The sequence below is a fragment of the Pseudofrankia inefficax genome, assembly GCF_000166135.1.
GTDB classification, from domain to species: Bacteria; Actinomycetota; Actinomycetes; order Frankiales; family Frankiaceae; genus Pseudofrankia; species Pseudofrankia inefficax.
Window position 1 is genome coordinate 7173826 of the sequence record NC_014666.1, and the last position, 21438, is coordinate 7195263.

Here is a 21438-nt window from a genome sequence, read left to right on the forward strand (position 1 = left end):
CGATGGAAGCCTTGATCCTTCTGTGGGTTATCGGATACACGCTGTGGCGGACCAGCTCCGACACCGCGCGTAACAGCTGGTCGCTGCTACGCGGCCGCGAACCGCAGCCCCGCCAGCGCGGCGCGGCGCTGCCCGCGTCCCCGACCGCCCGCACCCTCGGTGCCCTGTTCGGCTGGTGGTGGGCGGCGTTCCTCGCGACCTGGCGGGGCAGCTGGCGCGACGGCCGGGCCCGCCGCGAGGCCGGCGGCCCCTGGCAGCCCTGGGCGCCGTTCGACCGGCCCGGTGACCCGGCCGCCGGACCAGCGCCGACCGCGCCCCCCGGCCCGCGGCCAGCGGCGCCGACCGGCGGCGGCGAGGGACAGCCGGCCGCCGGCGAGCCCGGGCCCCGGTCCACGGGCCGACCCCACGTCGTGCCCCCACGCACCCCGCCAGCGGAACCGGCCGGCGCCGCGCCCGGACCGGCCCAACCCGGGCAGCCGCAGACCGAGGCGGCGCCGGTCATGGAGCCGGCCGGCGCCGGCGACGACGAGGTGATCGACGGCTGGCCGACGTGCTGGTCAGACCTGAGCCCCGGCGAGCAGGCCACGGTCCGGACCTACGACGTCGACGAGCACGCCGAGGCGTGGGAGGAGCTGACCGACGCCCAGCGGGCGGGCACCGTCGCCCGCTGGATCCGCGACCGCTTCGGCGTCGAGATCACCGACGTCGACGTGCTCGCCGCGCAGGCGGTCCGCCAGGACCCGACCTGGCGGACCGGGGTGCCCTGCGCGGAATGCGCCCTCTACGGTGGCCGGCCGATCAGCGCCAACCCCGCCGACCACGCGCCCGGCTGCCCGGTCGGGGAGTTCTTCCGCGCCGAGGGCGCCAGCGGGCAGGCCCCGCCGCCCGGGGCGCCGGTGGGCTGGGCGGACCTCGCCCCGGACGCGCAGCGCGCCATCGTCGCGGCGGCCGAGGCGACCTGGGCCAAGCCGTGGCGGCACCTGGCCGGCTACGCGCGCGCGAAGGCCGTCGCCCAGTGGCTCAACACGACCTACGGCGGCGCGGTGTCGGCCTACGACGTGCTCGACGCGGAGGTCAAGGGCGACTCGACCTGGCAAACCGGGGTGCCCTGCGCCGAGTGCGCCGCCGCCGGCCGCGAACGCCGTCTGACCAGCTCGACGTCGGGCGACCACGACCCGGACTGCCCCTCGCGCCGCTTCCTCGCCAACCGGGAGGCCGGCTACACCGGCTGGCTCGACCAGGACGGCTACCGGACCGACGAGACCGGCACCCGGCTCGCCGACCAGGGCGACCTCGACACCGCCCCCCCGAACCCCGGTCCCGCGTCCGCGGGCCCGGTGCACGACCCGGCCGCGATCGCGGCCGGCCCCTCATCCCTTGGAGGAGCACCTGCCATGACCACCCTCAGTGGCGAGACGACCAGCCTCAGCAAGGCCCGGGCCTACTACGCCGATCTGGAGAGCCACGCCAGCGGCCACATCGCGGCGACCCACCTTGAGCCGGCCCAGGCCCGTTTCCGTGAGCTCCAGGCCCAGGCCGTCAGCGGGATCGCGGCCCAGATCGAGGTGTCGGAGAACTACTTCCGAAACGCCGAACTGCCCGACGCGGCGGTCCTGGCCGGCGTCGCCGCGGCCAGGGAGACCGCGCTGCAGCTGGGCGCCGACCTCGACCGGATCGGGACGGAACTGGCCGCCGCGTTCGAGACCGCGATGCGGCTCTCGACGGACGCGCGGGCCGTGCTGACCGCGCTCGACCAACACCGGCTCATGGAGGACGCGGTCACCTCCACGTCGGGCGTCGCCGGGCGGACGGACTTCTACAAGCAGGACTGACCGGGTTCCCGTCGGGCCCGGCCTCGCGGCCGGGCCCGCGCGGAAACCCCGCCAGCCCCCCATATCCGCACCGCGCAGGAAGGAGGCCCGATCCCCGATGCCGGCGACCAGAGACCAGTACCAGCAGATGCGCGCCGCGGCCGAGCAGGCCATCGGCCGCCGCTACGTCGCCCCCGACGCCCGGCTACGCCTGGTACGGATCGTCGTCGCGCGCCTCGGTGTGTGGCGGCTGCGCGCCCACGTCGCCCCGTTCGTGCTGATCGGCGGCCTGTGGGGCGTCGGGGCCGTCGTCGCGGCCGTCCCGCAGATCGCCGCGGTGGTCGTCCTCGGCTGGGCGCTGGCCGTGGGGATCACCTGGGGGGTGCGTCGCGGCCACTACGACGACGACACCACCGCCCGGCGCGCCGCGGCCCGCCGCGTCGGACGCACGACTGTCCTGGGCGCCGGCTGGCTGGGGCTGGCCGCGTGGCAGGGGGCGTGGGGCTGGCCGGCGGCGCTGCTGTGGGCCGGCGGGTACGCCTCATCCGCCGGCTGGTGGACCCGTCACCACATCCCCACCCCACCCGCCGTGGCGCCGATCGCCGAGCTGCCCGCCGCACCCGAGGTGCCCGTGCTGGAGCCGGCCGACCCCGCCCCGGTCGAGCCGGACGTCGCCACGCTGTGGGCGCAGCGCATCGGCGCGAAGGACCGCGTCCTCGCGGGCAGCATGCTCACCGGCTACCGCAAGATCGGCCCCGCTGACGCCTGGGACATCCACCTCAACCCGGGCGTGCACGCAACCGGCACCGCGATCGCCGCCGCACCGCTCATCGCGTCCGGGATCAGCCGTGGCATCGACCAGGTCACCGTCGATCGCCACCCGTCCGGCGTCGCCGACAAGGCGCTGCTGCTCGTCGTCGACCGGGCGAACAACCCGCTGCAACGCACCAACCCCCACCCCGGGCCAGAGAAGGTCTACAACGCGAAGACCGGCTACGGCGCCATCGGTATCCACCCCGACGAGGCGCACGCCGACTGGGCATTCGTCATCCCCGACTGGGGCCTGGCCGGCGGGGTCATCTTCGGCTCGACCGGCTCCGGCAAGTCCACCCTGATGACCAACCTCGCGGTCACCGCCGCCTACACCCGCTGCATCTCCGTCTGGGCCGGTGACCCCCAGGGCGGCCAGTCGATCCCCGCGATCATCCGGCGCGCGACCTGGCCCGCGACCGACAACGACGAGATCCTGCTGCAGCTACGCGCCGGCGTCGCCGCCATCAAGATCCGAGGCGTCCACAACAGCCTGCGCAACCGTGACCTGCACATCCCGACCCCCGCCGAGCCCGGCATCCTGCTGATCCTCGACGAGATCCACAAGATCTTCATCCGGGGTTCCGAGCACGCCCACCTGGCCTCGCTGATCGCCCGCGAGGGCCGCAAGGCCGGCGTCGCGATGATCGGCGCCGACCAGTACGCCGGCCTGCCCACGTTCGGCGACGACTCGGCGCTGCGCGACAACATGATGGCCAAGAACCTCGCCGTGCTGCGCCTGACCTCGAAGTCGGCCAAGGGCATGATCCCCGGCCTGGACCTCGACCCCTCGGACCTGCCCGACGTGTTCCCCGACGGCAGCCCGACCTCCGGTCTGGGCTACCTGGTCGGCAGCCGGCGCACCGCCCCGTTCCGCGGCTGGCACACCCCGGCGGCCGACGCCTGGATGGCCGCCGCCCCCCAGGTCGAGCTGGACCGGGTCACCGCCGCGTTCATCGGCGACGACTACGTCCGCCGCGCCGAACGGGTCGCCGCGACCCGCGCCGAACAGGCCCGCATGATCGCCGACTTCGACCCCGACGCGCTCGCCGCGCTGCTCGCCGCCGACCCGACGCTGGCCACCGTCCTGCGCACCACCCCCCGCCGCCCCGCCCGGCCCACCCCCGCGGCCACGGCGGCGCCGGCGCGGACGACCAGCGACGGGTCGCTGCTCACCCTCGCCCCCCTGGCCCCCGTCCAGGCCGCACCGACCCTCGCCCCGCTCGACGACACCCCCGCCACGCCCGCCGGCCCACGCCCGGCGGTCCTCGACACCCCCGGCGGCGCCCGGATCTACGCGCTGCTGCAGGCCGGTGTGACCCGCGCCAAGGACCTCATCGAGCAATCCGGCGTCGGCAAGACCCGCGCCTACGAGGTCCTCACCGAACTCGTCGACGCCCACCTGGTCCTCGACGCCGGCCACGGCCAGTGGGCCCTGGCCCCCACCCCCACCCGAGCAGCCCGATAAACCGCCCAACCCGCACCCGAAAGGACATCCGATGATCAACGCCAAGGCTGTGCCCCGCATGTGGGACATCGGGGTCGCCGCAGCAGCCGGCCCACTCGCCGGCAGCCGGCTCGGCCGCCCCCGCACCGTCGCCCCCGGCGCGACGACCTGGCCGCTACAGGTCCGCCGCGGCGGCGCCCTGGACCCCGCCGCCCTGGACGCCGAGCTGCCCAGGATCGCCTCCGCGCTCGACGTCGGCCTCTACGAGGTCGCCCTCAATTGCGCGCCCGGCTCACGTGCCGAGCTCCAGCTCGTCGTCAGCGGCCTGCTGAGCACGGTTCAGCCCTACCCCGGACCCGGCGTCTACGACCCGGCCGCGATCCCGGTCGGCCGCCACCTCGACGGCACCGCCGCCCCCTGGCAGCTCTACCACCAGGCCGTCGGCCTGACCGGCGGTGTGATCATCGGCGCCACCGGCGCGGGCACCTCCACCATGCTCACCTCGATCGCCGTCAGCGCCGCCCACACCGGCTGGCTCGCCGTCTGGGCCGGCGACCTCACCGGCGGCGGGGAGATCCCCGCCGTCAGCCGCCACGCCGCCCGGTTCGCGCACACCCTTCCGCAGATCGACGCCCTGCTGGGCGAGGCGAACAGGCGTATCGACCAGCGCCAGGCCGCCTGCGCCGCCACACGGCAGGCGATGCACCACCCGTCGCCGGACGAGCCCGCGCTGCTCCTCGTGCTGCCCCGCATCGACCAGATCGCCAGTCGCGACCGCAGCCTGGCCCTACGGGCCGGGCGGATCGCCTACGAGGGCCGCAAGGCCGGGGTCGCCCTGCTCGCGACAGCCCCCGACAGCTCGCCGCTCAGCTTCGGCGGCGACGTCCGGCTCCGTGACGCGCTGTGCGCGGTCAACGTCGCGCTCCTGCGCACCACTTCACGCAGCGAGACCCCCGGCCTCGCGCCTGGCCTGCACCCTGAGCGGCTTCCGCAGGACCTGCCCGGCACCGGCTACCTGCCCGGCGCGGGATCCGCGGCGCCGTTCCGCGGCTGGCACCTCACCGACCACACCGCCGACCGCCACCTCGCCGCCGCCCCCACCCTGCCCACCGCCGCCTAACCCGCACCCACACACCCGCCCAGGAGCCCCGCGTATGCCCGCCCACCGCCTTCACCGGGTCGCCGTCGTGCTGTTCGCCGACGTCCCCGGCGCCACCCCTGGGGACTCGGCCAACCGCTTCGCGCTCGCCCTCCAACCGATCGTCAGCGCCCCGCTGCCCGCCCAGCGCGGCATCCCCCCGATCACCGTGCTCGACCTGATCGACCTGACCAGCGCCGCCCGCAACGGCTACCTCACCGTCCAACCCGCAGCCCGCCTGCCCCACGAATAGACCCACCCCGCCCCCGTGACGGCTACCGCCGTCACGGGACCGGAAACGGAGCCCCGTCCGATGATCGCCACCACGTTCGCCGCCCTCGCGGCGAGCGCCTACGCCGCCCACCAGATCGCCGACCACCTCGCCCAGACCGACGCGATGGCCGCCACCAAGGCCGGCCCCGGCCGGGCTAGCTGGGCCGCGCTCGCCCGCCACGTCGGCGTCTACCACCTGATCGTCGCCGCGATGTGCGGCATCGCGATCGCCGTCCTCGGACTGTCGGTCAGCCCGGCCGGCGCCGCCGTGGGCCTGACGGTCTCGGCCGCGACCCACGCCCTGTGGGACCGGCGGACCCCGGTCCGCTGGCTGCTGGAGCACACCGGCTCCCGGCAGTGGGCCGCCACCGCCGACCGGGGCATCCACGGCCTCTACCTGAGTGACCAAGCCCTGCATGTCGGGTGTCTCTGGCTCGCCGTCCTACTCGCCACCGTCCTGTAACCCCGGCCCCGCCTCAGCCCCGACCGATCTGAACGGAGATCACACACCGATGCGTATGACCCTGTTGCTCGCGGTCCGCGACCTGGCACTCGCCGCCGGCGGCGCCGCGCTGGCCGCGATGACCGTCACCGAGCTCGCCGACCGGCGGACCGCCCACCCTGTTCCCACGCCCGGCCGGCCCGCCGCGCCAGCGCGGCCGGGTGTCCGCCACGGCTGGCTGTTCCTCGCCGACTACAGCGGCGAGCCGGCCCGACTGCGGCCGGCGAGCGCGGCCGAGGCGGCCGCCTCGCGGGCCTCACGCAGCGCCGGACACGGCGGCTACATCGGCCTCACCGCGGCTGGCGAGGTCCTGGCCCCGTCCGACCCCGCCTACGTCGCCGGCGCGGGCCGCTGGACGACGGAGCACGGCCGGATCGACACCGTCTACGTCGACGGCGCCCCCGCCCCGGCCGGGCGGGCGAGCACAGGGGCGCTGGTCGTGCCCGACCTGCTCGCCGAGACGGACGACCTCCTCGCGACCGTCGACGCCGTCCTCGCCGCCACGGACACCGGCCGATGAGCGCCGACGACGCCCGGGACAGCGCCGCGGTCCGTGGGCACCAGGCGAACCTCACCTACCAGCTCGCCGGCGCGATGACCGGTGTCGAGAAGGCGGCCGGCTGCTGCGCGGAGGCGGTGTGGGCGCAGCAGCAACTCGCCGACTACGAGGCGGCCAACGACGACGTCCGGGTCCTGCTCACCGAGGCCCGCGAGCTGCTGGCCGGTCTGGGCCGGGCCGGGACGCTGCTGCGCGCCGCGGCCGCGCTGCACGCCGCCGACGTCGCGGAAACCACCCACGCCGACCTCGCGGTCCCCGTTTCCGCCCCCGCGTCTTGAAGACGCCCCCGGCGCGGCGCACCGCCTGGCAGCTATGCCGCCGCGCCGGGGCCCAGCCCCCACACCTCGAAAGGCTCGAAGGGAGAGCCATGCCCATCCTGCACGGCCACACCGTCGCCGTCAGCGCGGTCGGGGACTCGAACCCCGTCAACGCCGGCTCCTGCCCCCAGCACGGCCCCTACAGCGGATTGATCTGCACCAGCTGCATCACCACCCTGCCGACCCTGGCCGCCCCGGACGCGACGGGAGCCGCGGCATGACCACCACTCCAGCCGTCGCGCCGGTGTCGATCGAGATGGGCCAGCTAGCGGCCCTGGCCGCGCTCGCCCGCGAGGGCACCGAGGCGCTGATCGCTCACAGCGGCGGTGAGACCGACCACCGCAGCCTGGCTGGCCGGCTCCGGACGATCCTCGCCGCCGTCGAAGTCACCGCGCGGACAGCCGGGATCGACCTGGTCGATGCCATCCCTACGCCCGTCACAACCGTTAGGAACGCGGCGGAAGTCAGCGAGGACTGGCCCGCCGTCGTCCCGTCCGAGGACCGTGCGACCCGGCAGGCGCAGATGTTGCGCGCTGGCGCCGCGCTCGTCGAGCAGATGCCGGACGCCGGGCTCATGGTCGAGGTGCGAGATAGCGCGCACCGCCTCGAGATCGTGCCCCAGACCTTCCGCCACGGCGTGGACGACGCGGCCAACGACCGCGCGAACCTGGACGTGCTCGCCGAGCTGCGCGGCAGGCTCGACGGCGAGGCCCGAACGACCGCACACGTGTCCGCAGTGGGCGCCCTCCACATCACGGTCACCGGCGGCACCTGGCTCGGCCTTCCCGCCCGCGCCTACACGATCATTGATCCAGGGGCCGTCCAGGACGCCGCCCGCGCTTGGCTTGCGCAGATCGGGGTCGAGGTCCGATGACCACGATCACCGCGGTCGTCCCATGCGAGGCCGCCAGCCGGACGCTGGGCGGAAATTCCCCGGAGGAGATGCCGGTCCCGCCGGCAATTGAGCCGAGCGTCGCCGCGCTCTTGATCCATCTCATGGCCGAGGCCGAGGACTGGCGCGAGCGGGCGGTGTGCGCGCAGACCGATCCGGAGGCCTTTTTCCCGGAGAAGGGCCAGTCGGCCCGCGAGGCCAAGCGTGTCTGTGCTGGCTGCGAGGTCCGCTCGGAATGCCTGCAGTACGCGCTCGACAACGACGAGCGGTTCGGCGTCTGGGGCGGCCTGTCTGAACGTGAACGCCGCGCACGGCGCCGGGCCCCTCGATCCGGGACTCCATCGGACGCCCACCGCTCCGTCCCGCCGGCCGCCGGCATCGACCTCGCTGGGGAGGACAAATGAGCGGCCGCGACGTGACGGCGCTAGACCTGTTCTGCGGTGCGGGTGGGTCGTCCACCGGCCTGGTCGGCGCGGGGGTGCGGGTCACGCATGCCGCGAATCACTGGCCGCTGGCCGTCGAGGTGCACGGTCTGAACCATCCGGAGACCGAGCACGACTGCGCCGACATTTCAGGGACCGACCCGCGTCGCTACCCGTCTACGGACATTCTCTGGGCGTCGCCTGAATGCACGAACCAGTCGGTGGCGAAGGGCCGGCGGCGCCCGACGGGTCAGATCGCGCTGTTCGGGGACAAGCCGGACCCGGCGGCGGAGCGGTCGAGGGCGACGATGTGGGATGTCCCCCGGTTCGCCGAGACGGCGGTCCACCGGGGCCGTCCCTACGCGGCGATCATCACCGAGAACGTCGTCGACGTGCGGTGGTGGCTCGGCTGGAACGGCTGGATCCTCGCGATGACGGATCTCGGCTACGACCACGCGGTCGTCTATCTGAACTCGGCGTTCGCGCACGGGAAGGACTACGCCGGCGCCCCGCAGTACCGCGACCGGCTGTACATCGTGTTCTGGCGCCGCGGGCTGCCCGCCCCGGACCTCGATATCCGGCCGCCGGCCTGGTGCCCGTCCTGCGCGACCGCTGTGGACGCGGTCCAAGCATGGAAGAACCCGGCCACCAGATGGGGCCGGTGGCGGGCGCAGTATGTCTACCAGTGCCCGACCTGCCGGACGGTCGCCGAGCCGCTGGCGATCCCGGCGGCGGCGGTCATCGACTGGGCCAACCTCGGCCCGGCGATCGGCGACCGGGCCCGCCCGCTCGCCGCGGCCACGAGGGAGCGGATCCGCGCGGGGCTGGCCCGCTACGGCCGGCCGATCGGCCTGCCGACCGGCGGGAACACCTTCGAGCGCCAGCCCGGTACCCGGGTGTGGCCGCTCGACGTGCCCCGACCGGTCGTGACCGCGACCGGCGAAGCCCACGCCCTGACCGTCCCGCCGCTGCTCGTGCCCGCCGGCGGGACGTGGAACGACGACGCGACGCCAGCGACCCTGCCGATACGGGTCCGGACCACCCGGGAGACCGAGGCGCTCGCCTCCCCGGCCGGCGCCGCGCCGTTCATCGCGACGCTGCGCCGCCACGTCCAGCCCACCGGCGTCGCAGGCCCGCTCGCGACCGTCACCGCGGCCGGCACCCACCACGGCCTCACGACCCCCGCCGGCCTGGCCGTCCCCGTCGAAGCCCGATCCGGTCTACGAGCTCGGCTGACCGGCGGGCCGCTGCGGACCCAGACGACCCGCCGCGAGACCGCGCTCGCGACACCGGCCGACGGGGCCTTGCTGCTGCCCTACTACGGCACCGGCGTCGCCCGCCCCGCCAGCTGGCCCGCCGGCACGCTCACTACCCGCGACCGCTACGCCCTGACCACCCGCACCCCCGCCGACGTCCCTGACCACGAGATCGACGGCTGCCGGTTCCGGATGCTCACCGTCGGCGAGATCGGCGCCGCGATGGCGTTCCCCACCGACTACCTGATGGCCGGCGCGACCCGTCGCGACCAGGTCCGGATGTACGGCAACGCCGTCACCCCACCCGCCGCCCGCCTTCTCGCCGAGCGGGTCGTCGCCATCCTGGAGGTGGCGGCGTGATCGACTCCCAGGTCGACCGAGACCTTCTCGCGGCCGAACTGGCCCGCGCCGAGGCGGCGCTGCGGGAGGAGCTCGACCGGGCGGGCGCAACAGCGTTGAGCGTTGCGGGCGTGGTGGGCCGATGAGCAACGACCGCACCTCCCATGTGGGACCGGCGCTCGCGCTTGCGCGTCGCGGGATGCATGTCTTCCCCGTACGGCCAGGGAGCAAGGCGCCGATGGTCAAGTGGGGTACCGAGGCCACCGTCGATCCGGAGGTGATCGCCGGCTGGTGGGAACGGTGGCCGGCCGCATCCATCGCGGTGGCGTGCAAGCCCAGTGGACTGACCGTCGTCGACGTCGACGGGCCCGCCGGCCGGGCCTCCTGGCAGGCTCTGACCGCTCGACATGGGCAGGCCCCGACGACGTCGGTGACCACCGGCCGGGACGACGGCGGAATCCACTACTGGTACCGCGCCCCGCACGTCGACCCGCCGGGCAACAGCAAAGGGCTGGTAGGCGCGGGAATCGATGTACGGGGCGCCGGCGAGGGCGCGGGCGGGATGGTGCTGGCCCCGCCGTCGCGGCACCCGTCCGGGCGCCGCTACCAGTGGTGCGACCGGCTATCGCTGGCCGAGTTGCCCGCCTGGCTCCGCAGGCTGGCCCAGCCGCAGCCAACCAGCCAGGGCGGCGAAGCCCGCGACGTCGACCGTCGCCGCCTGCGGGTGGCGACGGACTGGACGGGGCGCGGCGAGCCAGGGGCCGTACGTCGTGCCAGGGCATGGGCCGTCGCTGCTCTCGCCGGCGAGGCAGCCGACATCGCCGGCATGGCCGCGGACTCGGGCCGCAACGACGCCCTCAACGGAGCCGCCTACAAGCTGGGCCGGCTGGTCGGCGGCGCGCTTCTCGCAGACGGCGACGTCCGCCAGGTCCTCGCCGACGCGGCGGCCGCCTGCGGGCTGCCCACGGCCGAGGCCGCCCGCACGATCGCGTCCGGGCTCGCGGCCGGCGTCGGCGACCCGCGGACCGCCGAGGACGTCTGCGTGGGCCTCCGGCGGCGCGGCATGGGCGCCGCGTGACGGCCGAGGCTCCCGTCGACCGTCCCGCTCTGGTGTCGGTCGACGAGCTGGACGCCACGTTCGCCGACCTGGACGAGGTGTCCCGCCGACGCCGCATCCACGACCTGATCCGCGGGCTGGCGGATACCGGCGCGTCCTTGGAGGTCCGGACGGCCTACCGGGACGCCGTGGCTGCTCGCCGGTGGATGGCGAAAGGGGACTTCACCGCCGCGTACAAGGAGGCCGCGGCCGACCGGAAGGCCAAGACCCGGGCGAACACCCCCGCCCGCGCACCACGCCCCGCCGGCGGCGGAGCCGGCAAGCCGCATATCGAGGCGGGCGGGGTTCCCGAGGCGATCCGGAACCTGACCACCGCCGTCGACGGCGGCACGTTCGCCGACCTGTACGTCACGAACGGCGAGATCGTCCACGTCGGCCCGGTGTCGGGCGACATCGGGACCGGCGCCGACGACCCGCTTCCGCTGGCGTCCAGCCGGCTCGAACCGAGCGGGTTCGCCTCGGTGCTCGCGCACGAGGCGTACGTGTTCCGGACCGTCCAAGGCCCGAACGACACGATGTGGGAGGAGGAGCACGCCCCGCCGGAGCGGGTGCTGGCCGCGGTGCTGTCCCGCCGACACTGGCCTCGGGTCCGGCCGCTGCGGGGGATCGTCGGCTCGCCGGTCCTGCGGCCTGACGGGTCGCTGCTGCAGGAGCCCGGCTACGACCCGGCGACCGGCCTGTACTACGCCCCGAAGGTCGCCCTGCCAGCCGTCCCCGACCGGCCGACGCGGGACGAGGTCGTAGCCGCGAGGCAGTTCGTCGACCGGGTCATCCACGACTTCCCGTGGGTCGCGCCAGCGGACAAGGCCAACTACCTGGCCATCCTGATCACGCCGATTCTGCGGCCCTACCTGCGCACGCTCGCCCCGTTCTGGATGGCCACCGCCACCACCGCGTCCTCGGGCAAGTCACTGTTGGTCGACATGGTTGGTTCGATCTACGGCAAGCAGCAGAACCCCTGGCCTGGCAACGACGACGAGCTGCGCAAGGCGGTTTTGGCCGCGCTCCGCCGACCGGAGCCGCTGATCGTCTGGGACAACATTGAGGAAGGCACCCAGATCAAGTCGGCCGTGCTCGCCGGGCTGATCACCGCTCCAGAATGGTCCGACCGGGTCCTGGGCTCGTCCCGGTCGGAGAAACACCTCAACGACCGGCTATGGGCCGTCACCGGCAACAACCTGCGCCTCGGCGGCGACATGGCCACCCGCGCCGTCGTCACCCGACTCGACCCGAACATGCCGAACCCTGAGGCGCGCCCAGACTCGGCGTTCCAGATCCCCAACCTGCAGGCCTGGCTCGCCGAGCCCGACAACTGCCGCGACCTTCAGTGGAACCTGCTCGTCCTGGTCGCCGACTGGGTCGCCGCCGGCACACCCCGCTGCGAAAAGCTGATGCGGCAGTTCAGCCCCTGGGCACAAGCCGCCGGCGGGTTCGTCACTCACCACGGCCTGCCCGGCTTCCTCGACAACACCGCCGACGTCGCCGACATGGACGACCAGGCCGCCACCTGGCAGGCCTTCCTCACCCGGTGGGAGGAGAAGTTCGGCACGCAGCAACGCACCTCGGCCGACCTGCGCGGCAGCTTCGACCGCGACCCGGACGGCGCAGATCCCTGGGACGGCGCGATCCCTGCCAGCCTCATGACCGGCCGCCACCACCCGACCGCCCAGGAGCTCGGTGCCCGCCTCCGCGGCCACGTCGGCCGCTGGTATGGCCCCTTTGTGGTACGCGCCGACACGGACCGCCACACCGGCGCCCGACTCTGGCGCGTCGAGACTCGGGAGCGCCAGCCGTGACACCGCGACCGTCGCCGCCCGTTCGCGCCGAGATGCCCGATGGGCAAGGGGATACCTGCTCGCTGGCCGGCGCTCACGCTTCGTCGAGCCGCCTCTCCTACCCCAATACCGGCCCAATGTGCCGTCACGGTAACTTTGTGCGTTGATCAGGTCGTTCCAGGCGATGTGGGGGTTGCGATGGGCGACAACGAGTGGGTTGGCGTGGCCGACGCCATCGGATCGTTGCGGCGGGAGCTGGCTGCGGCCCGGCTCGCCGCAGATGGCGAGTCGATCCGGTTCGAGCTCGGCGACGTGGAGCTGGAGTTCGGCCTGGAGCTGCGCAAGGAAGGCAAGGGCGAGCTCGGGGCGAAGTTCTGGGTCGTGTCGGTCGGAGGCGGGGGGTCCAGGGGCAGCACGGCGACACACCGGCTGAAGCTGAAGCTCAAGCCCCACGAGGTCGTGGCGGACGGCTCCGGCGGGACCGTCCGTAGGACGGTCGACATCTCCGACGAGGACGACGACTGATCACGCGCACCGCATTACGACGGGGGTAACGGCGGTGGCAGGGTTCGCTCGTGAGCGCGTCGTCGAGATCAAGGCGGGTGACGCTCCCACCAAGCGGGGGTCCGGCAATCTGGTCGGCCCCGACCTTGTGTTGACGGCCGCGCACACGGTCTTCGGTGCTGATGGCCAGCCGCGCTTACCGGTGCGGGTGCGGCGCCTTGACGACGTCGCCGAAGGGGACGACATGGAGGCCGACGGCTGGTCCCCGCCAGGGACGGTCGCCTGGCCCGCATCGTGGTCCTCCGACAGTGCGGAGCCGGATATCGCACTCGTTCGCCTCGCCGCTCCACTGTCCTCGGGCTCGCTTCCAGATGTCCGGTGGGGGCGTTTCACCGGGTCGGCTGGTCGCCAGCCATGCGAGCTCGTCGGCTTTCCACGAGTGCTCCGTGACGACCAGAAGGTGCGTCTGCCCGACCATCTGACCGGCCACATCAACCCGATGGCCAGCGGCCGGACCGGCGACCGCCTGTACCTGCACGTCGACGACGCTAGGCCGGACGGATGGGAGAGATACGCACCATCCGACGGGCATCCCAGCGCGGATAGGAAGGAGACCCGCTCCTCGGCCTGGGCGGGTTTGTCGGGAGCTGCCGTCTTCTCCAATGATCTTCTGATCGGGGTGGTGAAGGACGACGATCTTGCCTTCACGGGCGGTCGTCTGACCGTGACGCCGATCAGGACTGTCGCCGCCGACCCGGACTTCGCGCGGCTGGTTGGCGTCGAACGGATCGACCCGGAGTCGGTCGAACTGTGGCGCCTTTTCGAGCCCACCAGGAGCGTCCGCGGCCGGCAGTCACCAGCGTCATTGCTGCGTCCCGAACGGGAGGTCGTCAGCTTCTACGGGCGGCAGACAGAACGCGCGTCCTTGAACGCCTGGTGTGAGGATGACGACGCCGACCCGGTGCGGTTGCTCGTCGGCCCGGGAGGACAAGGCAAGACCCGCCTCGCCATGCAGGTCTGCTCCGATCGGCGGGCCGCCGGCTGGGTCGCCGGCCCGCTCGCGGGCCATGCCCCATCCGCAGTCCTGAACCGACTCGGTGGCACACAGGCGCCGGTGCTGCTGGTCGTCGACTACGCCGAGACCCGGCAAGGCCAACTCACGCTGCTACTCGACACGCTGCGCCGGACCGGCACGAGCTGGGTCCGGCTGCTACTGCTGGCCCGCTCGGCGTCCGAGGACGCCACCTGGTGGGCCAACCTTCGTGGCAGCTACCCAGACCTTTGCGGCACCGTCATCCCCGAGCCCCTCGCCCCGCTGGAACCCGACCCGCTCGGCCGCGCGGGCCAGTATGTCCAGGCACTCGCGGATCTGGCCAAAGCCTGGTCGAGCTACAGCCCCAGCACCGACTGGGCCGGCCTGGCCGCACGGATGCACGCACCCGGCGATCTAACCGACGACAGGTACGGCCTTGCCCTGACCCTCCACACCCAGGCGCTCACGCAGCTCCTGCAGGCCGGCCCCAGCCCTGTCGCCGACATCGATGCCAGGACCGGCCGCACCATGTACGACGTGCTGCTCGACCACGAACAGCACTACTGGACTGACACGGCCAGCTCTCGACAGCTGCATCCGCGATACGTCGGCTCGTTGCTCCGTCAGGCGGTCGCCGCAGCCGCGCTGTGCGGAGCCGCTGACAGGCGACAGGCAATGGCCACCGTCGGCCGAATCCCCGAATTCGCTGCCGAATCCGGGCCGGACCGGCGCGCGCTCGCCGAATGGCTCAGGGACCTCTACCCGTCGTCAATCGGCTACTGGGGATCGCTCGCCCCCGACCGCATCGCCGAACATCTCATCGGCCAGACGCTGCGCCCCAGCCCAGACGGCGATCCTGACCTCGCCGCCGCCCTCCTCACGGACGGCAAGTCTGCCCAGCTTTGTCAGGGACTGATCGTCCTCGCCCGCGCTGCCTACCACCAGCAGCACATCCCGGCAGCCTTGGGCAAGCTCCTCGCCAAGCAGCCAAAGATTGTGTCCGCCGTCCACAATCTCACCGTCGCTGAAGTCACCGCCATCGTCGATACCTTCCCCAATACGTCCGTCGATCTCGCTGTCGCCGCCGCGAGCCTCACCGAACAGGCGGTGATGCGCCTTCGGCCGGACCCAGACATCGACACCGGTCTCTCCTCCGAGTACCTCCGATTGTTGAACAACCTGTCGGTCCGGCTGGCGGCGCTCGGCCGCCGCGAGGACGCCCTCAGCGCCATCAACGAAGCCGTCGACCTCTACCGAGACCTGGCCGCAGCCCGACCCGACGCCTTCGGCCCCGACCTCGCGATGTCGCTGAACAACCAGTCGGTCCGGCTGGCGGCGCTCGGCCGCCGCGAGGACGCCCTCAGCGCCATCAACGAAGCCGTCGACCTCTACCGAGACCTGGCCGCAGCCCGACCCGACGCCTTCCGCCCCGACCTCGCGATGTCGCTGAACAACCAGTCGGTCCGGCTGGCGGCGCTCGGCCGCCACGAGGACGCCCTCAGCGCCATCAACGAAGCCGTCGACCTCTACCGAGACCTGGCCGCAGCCCGACCCGACGCCTTCGGCCCCGACCTCGCGTCATCGCTGAACAACCAGTCGAACCGGCTGGCGGCGCTCGGCCGCCGCGAGGACGCCCTCAGCGCCATCAACGAAGCCGTCGACCTCGGCCGAGACCTGGCCGCAGCCCGACCCGACGCCTTCCGCCCCGACCTCGCGTCATCGCTGAACAACCAGTCGAACCGGCTGGCGGCGCTCGGCCGCCGCGAGGACGCCCTCAGCGCCATCAACGAAGCCGTCCAGATCCGCCGGGACCTGGCCGCAGCCCGACCCGACGCCTTCCGCCCCGACCTCGCGTCATCGCTGAACAACCAGTCGGTCCAGCTGGCGGCGCTCGGCCGCCACGAGGACGCCCTCACCGCCATCAACGAAGCCGTCCAGATCCGCCGGGAACTGCAGCAGCGGTACCCGGCGGTCTATGCGCAGCCGCTGGCACAGTCGCTGACGCTGACCGGCCTTGTGCTCTGCGGCTCTCGGACGACGCGGCCGATGGCACGTGCTCTGCTCGAAGCCCTGACGCTGGCGATCGAGCACCAGCTGAACGATCTGCTGCGCCTCGCCGTGTCGCTGCTGCGGGACGAACGTCAAGGCGATCAGCCGGCGTTCGACGCGGTGTGGCGGGAACTCACAGGAGCAGAACTGCCCGACTGGCTCGGCCCGGATGATGCCTCCTGACCGCGAATGGTGACCCAGCGTCACCATTCGTGGAATGGGTCGTGGAATGGGCGGGGAGTCGAGACCGGCGTGTCGCGGGCTTTGCGGGGCGCGGGGCGCTGCGGAGGCGCTGGTAGCGCGGCCCGATCTTGGGAGCGGCCCTCTTAGGATCTGCCGCCCTAGGGCGTGGGGGTTCAAGTCCCCCCTCCCGCACGATGTGATGTCTCAGGACATCGGAGACAGCTGAACCCTCATCTCGGGGGTTCGGCTGTTTGGGTTTTGGGGGCGGGTCCGCGGGGTCGGCCCGTGGGCTGGTAGTCGCGGGTCGGGTCGATGGTGAGCTCGCGGATGATCTCGCCGGTGGTGGCGTGGATGATCCGGGCGTGCAGGTCGTGGACGAGCAGGAGTACGGGGGTTCGGGCGTGGGTTCGTCCGATCCCGATGTGGTGCAGCCGGCCGTTCACGCGCAGGGTGAGTTTCCCGTTGGCGTCGACGTGGTCGCGCCGGACGCGGTCATGGCTGTCGGCGCTGCGGTCGGTGTTCGGTCGGGCTTTCGGCCGGGCCTGATAGGCGACGGCAGGCGTGCAGCGGCCTGGTAGCGATCGATGCGGCCGGTGCTGGTTATAAGTCTCGACGAACTGGTCGATCAGCGTCTGCAGCGCGTAAGTGCTGGCCGGTTGAACGGGCTGCGCGGCCAGCCATTTTTTCAACGTCTGTTGGAAGCGTTCGACTTTCCCGCAGGTCGTGGGATGGTTCGGCCGGGAGTTCTTCTGCACGATCCCGAGGCGGCGTAGCTCTGCTTCGAACCCGGTCCGCCCGCCCGCGACACCGGCGCTGGCGAGCCGGACCGTGTAGACCATCCCGTTGTCCGTGAGCGTCGAGGCGGGGTAGCCGTGCAGGTCAGCGGCCTGCCGGAAGCTCGCGACCACGATCCTCCCAGTGATCTTCAGGTGAGCTGAGACTCGTAGGGCGAACCGGGAATGATCGTCCAGCCAGGTGAGAATTTCGGTGTCGATGCCGATTTTGCCGTTCGGCCGGGTCAGCCGGTAATGGGTGAAGTCTGACTGCCAGCATTCGTTCGGCTGGTCCGCCTGGAAACGGATGTAGGACGAGCGGGGCCGTTTCGCAGGCTCGGGTGTGACCGCCCCGGCACGGTTCAGAATCCGGTTGATCGTCGCCCGCGACAGCGTCGTGTCGTGGTGATGGGCGAGATGCCAGCCGATTGTGTCCGCGCCGGCGTCCAGGCCGGCTTCGGCCAACTCCTTACGTAACCGCAGCACGAGGTCAACCATCGCCACCGACGTTGCGGTCGGAGACGAGACCGGCCGTCGCGACCGCGGCTCGAACGCCACCTCCCCCTCAGCGTCGTAGCGGGCTTTCAGCTTGTAGACCCAGCCCCGGCTCACCTCGTACCGGCGGGCGACCTGCGCCGCCGTCTGCCCCTCCACGACCAGAGCCGTGATCACCAACCGCGCCTTCGACATCGACCATGATCGAACTAGTCGGTCTCGTCTCCGATGACCCGAGACACGTGTCGCCTATGTCCTGAGACACCTGTCTCCTATGTCCTGAGCCAGCACACCCCCTCCCGCACGAGCGGGTCGACGCTGCTCGCCGTCCTCTGGCCGGCTTCGCCGGTCGCCGCGATGTCTATCCGGGGGACGACCCCCGGACCCCCGGTGCGGGGCTCCGCCCCGCCATTCGGGTTCGAATAACCACCGTGAAGGTGCACGAGCCGGTCGACGCTGCCGAATCGCCGTGTCGCAGCAGGTCACGCCACTTTCCCCGATCATCGTCCACCGGGCTGCTGTCCGGCCGAGTCCGGGCGGTCGCGGACTATGCGCGGACGAGTGCCGCCCCCACAGGGGATGTCCGCTCCGAGCCCCGAACATGATCGCGAGTTCGGCCCTCAAGTGGTTGCGGCGAGGCCCGATTCACGACCACCTGAGGGCGAAAACGGCGATCACTTCCTCGACGACGCCCGCGGCTTTACCAGAGCTGGGCGTAGAGGGCCGCGCTGTTCGGGTTCTCGTCCGGGTTGACCAGCGAGGAGTGCACGTTGTCCGGCGACGAGTCGCTGAAATAGGCCTCGTAGGCGAGGTCGTCGGAGTTCGCGCGCAGAACGTTGTACATGGCCCGGATGTAGACCGGGTTGTCGCCGCCCGCCTGGCCCGCCCGGCCCGCGCCGGTGTCCTGTGTGCCGACGAGGCCCCACTCGGGGACCGAGAACTGCTTGCCGTGCGCCCGCGCGAACGCGATCACCGAGCACAGCCCGGTCGCCTCGTGGCACTGCTGGTCGAAGGTCGCCTGGGTGAGGCTCGGCGGCCAGTGGTCGTAGGTGTCGATGCCGACGATGTCGACATAGCCGTTGCCCGGGTAGGCGTCGAGGCCGCCGCTGTGGGAGTTCAGCGTCCAGTCGATCCGCACCTTCGGATCGGTGGCGCGGATCGCGGTGACGACCTGCTGGAAGCAGCGGATCCACGTGCTCGTGTCGGTCTTGCTGACCGACCAGGGTTCCCAGTCGCCGTTGGCCTCCCAGGCGAGCCGCACGATCGTGTCCGACCGGCCCTGGGCGGTCAGCCAACTGCCGAACTGATTCCATTTCGCGGCGTATCCGCCGTTCGCGCAGGTGCCCATGTCACCTCCGCCGTCCGGGTAGAACGACTCGGAGATCACCCAACGGCCGTTGAAGGTGGAGAACTTCTCCGGACCGGAGCCGATCCACGGGTGGACCATCGTGTCCCAGCTGCTCAGGTCGGCGAACGTCTGCACGACGTTGACCGGCGTGCCGCGGAACCGCTCCCACGCCTGCACCTGGCTCAGGCTGCCGGCGGTGATCCCCGACAGGCCGCCCGGAACGCGCCCACCGCCTGGCGCGGCGGCCAGGGCGGCGGGCGGCTTCGCCGTCGTGGCCCCCGGTGTCGGGGTCGGTGTCGTCGTCGGCGTCGCCGCGGCGGGCGAGGTCGGCGCCGCGGTGGTGGCGAGCGCCAGCGCCCGGCTGAGCCCGTTCCCGAGGCTGGGGGCCACGACGACGCTGCTCCCGCCGTGCGGGGTCAGCACGAGGAATCCAAGGGCCGCCGCTGCCACGGTCAGAGCGGTGGCGGCGGCCGTCCAGCCGAGCCTGCGCCGACCGCCGCGCCCGCCCTCGCTGCCCGGAGTCCGCCTGGCTGGGGTGCGCGCATCGGCCGGCCGTACGTCGGGCGCCTGTGAGGCCACCGTGCTCGCCGAGACGCCTGCCCGATGTCGCACCCGAGATCCCTTCCGCCCGACGGCCTCGCAATCGGCGACCACGCTCGAACCGGGTGCACGGGGACGGGATTGCTCGCTGTGTCGTCTCGCACGCTAACTTCCGGCGAGATGCCTTTGCGCACCGGTGTGCGGTCCCGCCCGGGATGTCGCGGTGACGAAGGTATTTCGTTGTTTCGCCGGTGTCCTAGGGGTCGGACCGCGCCGAGCCGATGAACGAACAGGCCGGGCTCCCTGACCAGCAGCCGGGAGTCCTCCGGAACCCGCGGTGGGTGCGCTATCTCGTCGTTGTCAGGGCAGCCCCTCCGGGTCAGCACAGCGCGAAGCCCGGCCGCGTCGCGACGCGGCCGGGCTTCGGCAGTCGGTCGGGTGGACCTGGGCGGTGCGAGGCCCGCCTCAGTTCACCGCGTACCCGCTGAGGCCGCCGCCGGCGATCGTCGTGATGCCGCTCAGGCCGGTGACCTGGGCCGGGGTCGACCGGTTGGTGGTGGTGCCGTTACCGAGCGCGCCGCCGGCGCCGGATCCCCAGGCCCGGACGGTGCCGTCACGGCGCAGCGCGTACCCGGTGTAGGCGCCGGCCGCGATGGCGGTGGCCCGGGTCAGGCCGGAGACCTGGACCGGCGTCGAACTGTCCGTCGTGGTGCCGTTACCAAGCTGGCCTTCGTAGTTGTATCCCCAGGCCCAGACCGTGCCATCGCTGCGCAGCGCGTACCCGCTGTTGCTGCCGGCCGCGATGGCGGTGATCTGGGTCAGGCCGGCGACCGGCACCGGAGTCAGGCTGTCCGTCGTGGTGCCGTCTCCAAGCGCGCCGAAGCTGTTGGAGCCCCAGGCCCAGACCGTGCCGTCACTGCGCAGCGCATATCCCCGGTACACCCCGCCGGCGATGGCGTTCACCTGGGTCAGACCGGAGACCTGGACAGGCGTCGGGCTGTCCGTCGTGGTGCCGTCACCAAGCTGCCCGGCGTTGTTCTCTCCCCAGGCCCAGGCGGTCCCGTCGCTGCGCACCGCGTACCCGGTGTGCATACCGCCGGCGACGGCGGTCACGTCGGTCAGGCCGGCGACCTGGACCGGAAGCGAGCGGTTGACGGTGGTGCCGTCGCCGACGGAACCGTCGCTGTTCTCTCCCCAGGCCCAGGCGGTCCCGTCGCTGCGCACCGCATAGCCGTTGTGCGCGCCGGCCCCGATGGCGACCACGTCGACCAGGTCGTTGACCTGCACCGGGGTCAGGCGGTCAGTGGTGGTGCCGTCACCGAGCTCGTTGTGTGAGTTGTCACCCCAGGCCTGGACGGCGCCGTAGGCCATCGCATACCCGGTGCCCTCGCCGGCCGCGACGGCGGTGAGTTCGTCTATACCCAGGACCTGAACCGGGGTCAGGCGGCCCGTGGTCGTGCCGTCGCCGAGCTGGCCCTGGCCATTGGCACCCCAGTCGAGCACGAAGCCGGGCCCGGTCGCCGCGGCTGTCGGGGCCGTGGACAGGACGATCACTCCCACGGCGGCCAGCACCGCCGAGCACATCCCTGTTCGCCATTGTCGCTGAGACATGTCTGCTCTTTCTGCCTGAAGGACGGGCCACATCCCCCGTGGCCACTCTATGTGCTATTTCTAGTACACAGAGTGTTGAGCAGACCCAAATATCTTGACCAAGCGTGCCCGTGTTGCGCCATTACGTTGTCACCCAGGCGAGAAAGGGCGAACAGAACCCGGGGCTCCGGCCTCCGCCACGAACCGTCGACGATGCGGCGTGATCACGGGAGCCCTGGGACTCGTCCGGCCAGATACCGGGGTG

19 protein-coding genes are annotated in these 21438 nt (G+C 72.5%); 16 read left to right on the forward strand and 3 right to left on the reverse strand.

The features are described from left to right. Window positions 1–2 precede the first annotated feature (2 nt). From FRAEUI1C_RS28950 to FRAEUI1C_RS29015, 16 genes are all read left to right on the forward strand, one after another. Window positions 3–1832 (forward strand): hypothetical protein, encoded by a 1830-nt coding sequence (locus tag FRAEUI1C_RS28950; protein WP_013426929.1) that lies wholly within the window; start codon window positions 3–5, stop codon window positions 1830–1832. Between the two features lie 97 nt (window positions 1833–1929). Then, window positions 1930–4089, forward strand: coding sequence for an ATPase AAA (locus FRAEUI1C_RS28955; RefSeq protein WP_013426930.1), 2160 nt, complete (start codon window positions 1930–1932; stop codon window positions 4087–4089). A 31-nt stretch (window positions 4090–4120) separates the two neighbouring features. Further along, window positions 4121–5188: a hypothetical protein gene (locus FRAEUI1C_RS28960; RefSeq protein ID WP_013426931.1), complete on the forward strand. Its 1068-nt coding sequence runs from the start codon at window positions 4121–4123 to the stop codon at window positions 5186–5188. 34 nt (window positions 5189–5222) lie between these two features. Beyond that, window positions 5223–5459, forward strand: coding sequence for a hypothetical protein (locus FRAEUI1C_RS28965; RefSeq protein WP_013426932.1), 237 nt, complete (start codon window positions 5223–5225; stop codon window positions 5457–5459). 60 nt (window positions 5460–5519) lie between these two features. Continuing rightward, window positions 5520–5942, forward strand: a complete 423-nt coding sequence (locus FRAEUI1C_RS28970; RefSeq protein ID WP_013426933.1) for a DUF3307 domain-containing protein — start codon at window positions 5520–5522, stop codon at window positions 5940–5942. A gap of 49 nt (window positions 5943–5991) precedes the next feature. Beyond that, a complete protein-coding gene (locus FRAEUI1C_RS28975) occupies window positions 5992–6501 on the forward strand; it encodes a hypothetical protein (RefSeq protein WP_013426934.1) in 510 nt (169 codons plus the stop codon). Then, the gene (locus tag FRAEUI1C_RS28980) at window positions 6498–6818 is read left to right on the forward strand and encodes a hypothetical protein (protein WP_013426935.1); all 321 of its coding nucleotides are present in this window, start codon (window positions 6498–6500) and stop codon (window positions 6816–6818) included. Before FRAEUI1C_RS28975 ends, FRAEUI1C_RS28980 begins: the two co-directional genes overlap by 4 nt. Window positions 6819–6907: 89 nt before the next feature. Next, a complete protein-coding gene (locus FRAEUI1C_RS39835) occupies window positions 6908–7078 on the forward strand; it encodes a hypothetical protein (protein ID WP_013426936.1) in 171 nt (56 codons plus the stop codon). Further along, the gene (locus tag FRAEUI1C_RS28985) at window positions 7075–7731 is read left to right on the forward strand and encodes a hypothetical protein (protein ID WP_013426937.1); all 657 of its coding nucleotides are present in this window, start codon (window positions 7075–7077) and stop codon (window positions 7729–7731) included. Before FRAEUI1C_RS39835 ends, FRAEUI1C_RS28985 begins: the two co-directional genes overlap by 4 nt. Next, on the forward strand, window positions 7728–8153 hold the full coding sequence (locus tag FRAEUI1C_RS42000; RefSeq protein ID WP_013426938.1) for a WhiB family transcriptional regulator: 426 nt from the start codon (window positions 7728–7730) through the stop codon (window positions 8151–8153). Before FRAEUI1C_RS28985 ends, FRAEUI1C_RS42000 begins: the two co-directional genes overlap by 4 nt. After that, window positions 8150–9787, forward strand: coding sequence for a DNA cytosine methyltransferase (locus tag FRAEUI1C_RS28995; RefSeq protein WP_013426939.1), 1638 nt, complete (start codon window positions 8150–8152; stop codon window positions 9785–9787). Before FRAEUI1C_RS42000 ends, FRAEUI1C_RS28995 begins: the two co-directional genes overlap by 4 nt. Beyond that, window positions 9784–9912 carry a hypothetical protein gene (locus tag FRAEUI1C_RS41710; RefSeq protein WP_013426940.1) on the forward strand — a complete coding sequence of 43 codons (129 nt, stop codon included), beginning with the start codon at window positions 9784–9786 and terminating at the stop codon, window positions 9910–9912. Before FRAEUI1C_RS28995 ends, FRAEUI1C_RS41710 begins: the two co-directional genes overlap by 4 nt. Next, entirely contained in the window at window positions 9909–10844 is a 936-nt protein-coding gene (locus tag FRAEUI1C_RS29000; RefSeq protein ID WP_013426941.1) for a bifunctional DNA primase/polymerase, read from the forward strand. Before FRAEUI1C_RS41710 ends, FRAEUI1C_RS29000 begins: the two co-directional genes overlap by 4 nt. Next, window positions 10841–12679 carry a hypothetical protein gene (locus FRAEUI1C_RS29005; protein ID WP_013426942.1) on the forward strand — a complete coding sequence of 613 codons (1839 nt, stop codon included), beginning with the start codon at window positions 10841–10843 and terminating at the stop codon, window positions 12677–12679. The genes FRAEUI1C_RS29000 and FRAEUI1C_RS29005 overlap by 4 nt, the downstream gene beginning before the upstream one ends. Window positions 12680–12880: 201 nt before the next feature. Next, complete coding sequence (locus FRAEUI1C_RS29010; protein ID WP_198318648.1) at window positions 12881–13183, forward strand: trypco2 family protein; 303 nt, start codon at window positions 12881–12883, stop codon at window positions 13181–13183. Between the two features lie 439 nt (window positions 13184–13622). Further along, window positions 13623–16427, forward strand: a complete 2805-nt coding sequence (locus FRAEUI1C_RS29015; protein WP_438269984.1) for a tetratricopeptide repeat protein — start codon at window positions 13623–13625, stop codon at window positions 16425–16427. Between the two features lie 230 nt (window positions 16428–16657). On the opposite strand, the gene FRAEUI1C_RS29020 is transcribed toward FRAEUI1C_RS29015, so the two are convergent. The 3 genes from FRAEUI1C_RS29020 to FRAEUI1C_RS29030 form a co-directional block, all read right to left on the reverse strand. Then, window positions 16658–17890, reverse strand: a complete 1233-nt coding sequence (locus FRAEUI1C_RS29020) for an IS481 family transposase (protein WP_013426945.1) — start codon at window positions 17888–17890, stop codon at window positions 16658–16660. Between the two features lie 505 nt (window positions 17891–18395). After that, window positions 18396–19655 (reverse strand): glycoside hydrolase family 26 protein, encoded by a 1260-nt coding sequence (locus FRAEUI1C_RS29025; RefSeq protein ID WP_232425164.1) that lies wholly within the window; start codon window positions 19653–19655, stop codon window positions 18396–18398. A gap of 393 nt (window positions 19656–20048) precedes the next feature. Beyond that, a complete protein-coding gene (locus FRAEUI1C_RS29030) occupies window positions 20049–21194 on the reverse strand; it encodes an RCC1 domain-containing protein (protein ID WP_157735074.1) in 1146 nt (381 codons plus the stop codon). Window positions 21195–21438: the final 244 nt, after the last annotated feature.